The 3,392-nt window shown below is 58.0% G+C and carries 7 protein-coding genes; 1 reads left to right on the top strand and 6 read right to left on the bottom strand.

The features are described from left to right. Position 1: 1 nt before the first annotated feature. From ADADOO_RS02995 to ADADOO_RS02985, 3 genes are read right to left on the bottom strand one after another with little or no spacing between them, the layout of a single operon-like run. The gene (locus ADADOO_RS02995) at positions 2-598 is read right to left on the bottom strand and encodes a CoA pyrophosphatase (RefSeq protein WP_511274888.1); all 597 of its coding nucleotides are present in this window, start codon (positions 596-598) and stop codon (positions 2-4) included. After that, positions 595-852 (bottom strand): hypothetical protein, encoded by a 258-nt coding sequence (locus tag ADADOO_RS02990; protein WP_511274886.1) that lies wholly within the window; start codon positions 850-852, stop codon positions 595-597. Before ADADOO_RS02990 ends, ADADOO_RS02995 begins: the two co-directional genes overlap by 4 nt. 9 nt (positions 853-861) lie before the next feature. Next, positions 862-1,524 carry a retropepsin-like aspartic protease family protein gene (locus ADADOO_RS02985; RefSeq protein WP_511274884.1) on the bottom strand — a complete coding sequence of 221 codons (663 nt, stop codon included), beginning with the start codon at positions 1,522-1,524 and terminating at the stop codon, positions 862-864. On the opposite strand from ADADOO_RS02985, the gene ADADOO_RS02980 reads away from it, so the two are divergent. Then, complete coding sequence (locus ADADOO_RS02980) at positions 1,523-2,236, top strand: type 1 glutamine amidotransferase (protein ID WP_511274882.1); 714 nt, start codon at positions 1,523-1,525, stop codon at positions 2,234-2,236. The two genes, ADADOO_RS02985 and ADADOO_RS02980, sit on opposite strands and share 2 nt — an antisense overlap. Positions 2,237-2,350: 114 nt before the next feature. Here the strand turns inward: ADADOO_RS02980 and ADADOO_RS02975 are convergent, their stop codons facing one another. From ADADOO_RS02975 to ADADOO_RS02965, 3 genes are all read right to left on the bottom strand, one after another. Continuing rightward, positions 2,351-2,845, bottom strand: coding sequence for a YajQ family cyclic di-GMP-binding protein (locus ADADOO_RS02975; RefSeq protein WP_511274880.1), 495 nt, complete (start codon positions 2,843-2,845; stop codon positions 2,351-2,353). Between the two features lie 5 nt (positions 2,846-2,850). Continuing rightward, positions 2,851-3,177: a pyrimidine/purine nucleoside phosphorylase gene (gene ppnP, locus ADADOO_RS02970; protein WP_511274878.1), complete on the bottom strand. Its 327-nt coding sequence runs from the start codon at positions 3,175-3,177 to the stop codon at positions 2,851-2,853. After that, positions 3,178-3,392 (bottom strand): DUF2788 domain-containing protein (locus ADADOO_RS02965; protein WP_511274876.1); only part of this gene is annotated, 215 nt, incomplete at its 5' end.

Below are 3,392 nucleotides of genomic sequence, written 5' to 3'. Positions count from 1 at the left end.
CTCAGGCCCCTTGGATAAGGCCAAGACGCTCGCTCAGCGAGCGAATCATGCCGGCGGTGGCGCCCCAGATGAAATAGTCGCCATAGGGCATGGCAAAGTAATGACGTAGTGCGCCGCGATAATGCAGCGAATGCTGTTGATGGTTGGCCGGATCAAGCAGAAAGGCGAGCGGCACTTCGAAGACTTCGGCTACCTCAAACGGGTCCGGCCGCAAGTCGAACGGTGGCTGGACCAGGGCAACCACCGGGGTCACACGAAAGCCGGTTCCTGTCCGATATTCGGGCAGAAAACCGAGGATTTCAATACGTTCGCGCGGCAGACCGATTTCCTCCTCAGTTTCGCGCAGCGCGGTGTGCGATGGCGAAAGATCCTCTGCCTCGACCCGCCCACCGGGAAAACTGATCTGCCCGGCGTGATCCCGCAGATGCGCAGTGCGCTGGGTTAGCAGCACCGTCTGGCCACCATCGCGCAGGACAATTGGAAACAGCACCGCTGCCGGGGTCAGCGGCAGGTCGTCGACGCCATCTTCCTGGACGAAATGCCCGCTCAGCGGCTCAGCTAACAGGCTGGCGCGCAGGCGCTCCAGATCCAGCGTCATGCGGCCTTGGAATCTTCCTCGATTTCAGCGTTGACCGCAGCCAGCGCGTCCTGAAGCGTTTCTTCGGAAAGGTCGTTAATGGTCGTCGCCACCAGGTCAGCCGATTCGATGGCGCCGACCGGTAAGCGCTTGCTATCCATGCTGGCAATCATCACGGCCGATGCCCCAGCCACGCGCAACAGCGCCTGGCGTTCGCCCATCAGCATTTCCAGTTCATCACGCAACAAGGTAATTTCCTGATCTTTTTGGGGCATTTCTCTCTCCTAGAATCTTTTTTTCAGTGTCATGGTACTGCCATCGCGCTGCATTTCCATGCGGTTCAGAAAACTCATGCCGAGCAGGGCGATCGGCATGTCGTTCTGGTGAATGAGCGCATCAACATTGTGCATCGTCACGTCACCGATCCGTACCGTATCGACCTGAATTTTGCTCACCACGGCCTGGCCATTGGCCGTATTGGTCAGGGCTTTCTGACCACGGTTGAAATCGAGTCCGATGCGCCGGGCATCGGTGGCCCCCAGCGAAATCATGGACGCCCCGGTGTCTACCAGAAAGCGGACAGAAGTTCCGTTAATGGTGCCAGTTGTGAAGAAATGCCCTTGGGCGTCGGCGGTCATGATGATTTTCCCTGAACCATCGCCCCCGGCAACGCCGATGGCATGCTGGCCGATGCGCAGCGGTCGTTTCCGCCCCGCCGCCTCGATGATCACCTGATCCTCCTGAATGGAGACCAACTTGACGCCGTCCACCGTCTTGCCGACCGGTACGGCCTGCGGCTCGCCGCCATTGATCATGAGCATGGCCTTGCTGCCCATGATCCCGGCCAGCCCGACATCTTGTGCCATTCCTGCGCCGGGTAGCAGCAACGCCAACAGCGCAAGCAGCGTAAAATGACGCTTCACTCCTCTGAATCCCAACGCCGCCATGCACCCTGTCGCCATCTTTCGCCACTCCCCCACTGAAGGTCCGGGGTATTTTGCCATATTCCTTGAGCAGCAAGGGATTCCATGGACACTGATTGCCCTCGACGAAGGCGCTGCAGTGCCGGCGAGCGTCGACGGTTTTTCAGGGCTCTGTTTCATGGGCGGGCCGATGAGCGTCAACGATCCCCTGCCGTGGATAGAGCCGGTCTGCGCGTTGATCCGCGAAGCGGCGGCGAAAAATATCCCAGTCATCGGCCATTGCCTCGGCGGGCAACTGATGAGCAAGGCACTCGGCGGGCAGATTACGCGCAATCCCGTCAAGGAGATCGGCTGGAGCAGCGCGCATGGCGAGGACAACACCACGGCACGCCACTGGCTGGGTGACTTCGCCGGCCAGAGCGGCACGGTTTTCCAGTGGCACGGCGAGACCTTCAGCCTCCCGAGCGGCGCCACCCGCCTGCTGTCCAATGGCTACTGCGCCAACCAGATGTTCGTGATCGGCCCACACCTTGCCATGCAATGCCATGTCGAAATGACGCCGGAAATGATTGCCACATGGAGCGAACAATGGGCCGATGAAGCGGTTGCCGTCGCCGACCTGCCCAGCGCCCAGACGCCGGAAACCATGCTGGCTGAAACTCCGGCCAAACTTCCGGTCATGCGCCAGTTGTCGGAGCAACTTTATTCCGTGTGGATCAAGGGGCTGGCGTGCTGAATCCTCAATAAAAAACCGAACTGCTTGCGCAGTCCGGTTTTTAATTTTGGCCGTTTTTTACGGTAGACCGTAGCAAGCCCGGTTGACCGTGGAAATGCACTTAATCCCGGGCACTTAATCCCGGAAATTGCCGTATTTGATCGGAAAATCGGTAATCGACTTGGTAATCAGCGCAATGCAGGCCTGCAGGTCATCCCGCTTGGCGCCGGTAACACGCACGGTTTCGCCCTGAATCGCCGCCTGGACCTTGAGTTTGCCGTCCTTGACCAGCTTGACGATTTTCTTGGCCAGATCGCTGTCGATCCCATCCTTGATCTTCATTTCCTGCTTCACTTTATTGCCGGAGACGCTGACGATCTTCTGGTGATCCAGGCGCTTGACGCTTTCCTTCTCCTTCTTTTCCATGGCCGGGAAAAGCAAGTCCTTGATCTGATCAAGCTGGAAGTCAGAGTCGCCCCACAGGGTGATGACCTTGTCTTTCTCATTCAACTCGACCTTGGCGCTGGTGCCCTTGAAGTCGTAGCGATTGTCGATCTGGCGTGAGGTGACATCAATGGCGTTCTTCAACGCCACCATGTCCGCCTCGGAGGTGAAGTCAAAGCTCGGCATGGCGATTACCCGAAATGGCAGACGTAGTGGTAAGCATCACCGGCAACCACTTCAATGTCGAAGCTGGAATTGCCCGGCACCTTGAAAGACTGGCCATCGCCATAAGTCTTCCATTCGCTCTCGCCCTTGAGCTTGACGCGGCACGAACCGCCGACGCCTTCCATGATTTCCGGCGCGCCGGTATTGAAGGTCAGGCTTGCCGGCAGGATCACGCCGACCGTCTTCTTCGTGCCATCGGCCAGCACCACGGTGTGGCTGACGCACTTGCCATCAAAATAGACATTGGCCTTCTTGACCACGGAAACGCCATCATAACGTTCGGATTGCGACATTTACATACCCCAGATTTTCTGAATGACTGATTTGGCAATGAACCCGACCATGCCGAATGCCAGCACGAAGAAGAGCACAAAGGTGCCCGTCTTGCCGGCTTTCGACTTGTAGGCGATCTCGCCAATAATGAACAGCATGAAGAGGATGAAGGCGCCAACGCCCCAGGTCGAGAAGAAATCTGCGATCTGTTCTTCGTTCAGCCCGAATACGGTGC

Source organism: Azonexus sp. (assembly GCF_036170495.1).
Classification (GTDB): domain Bacteria; phylum Pseudomonadota; class Gammaproteobacteria; order Burkholderiales; family Rhodocyclaceae; genus Azonexus.
This window is presented reverse-complemented; position numbering and strand designations above follow the sequence as displayed.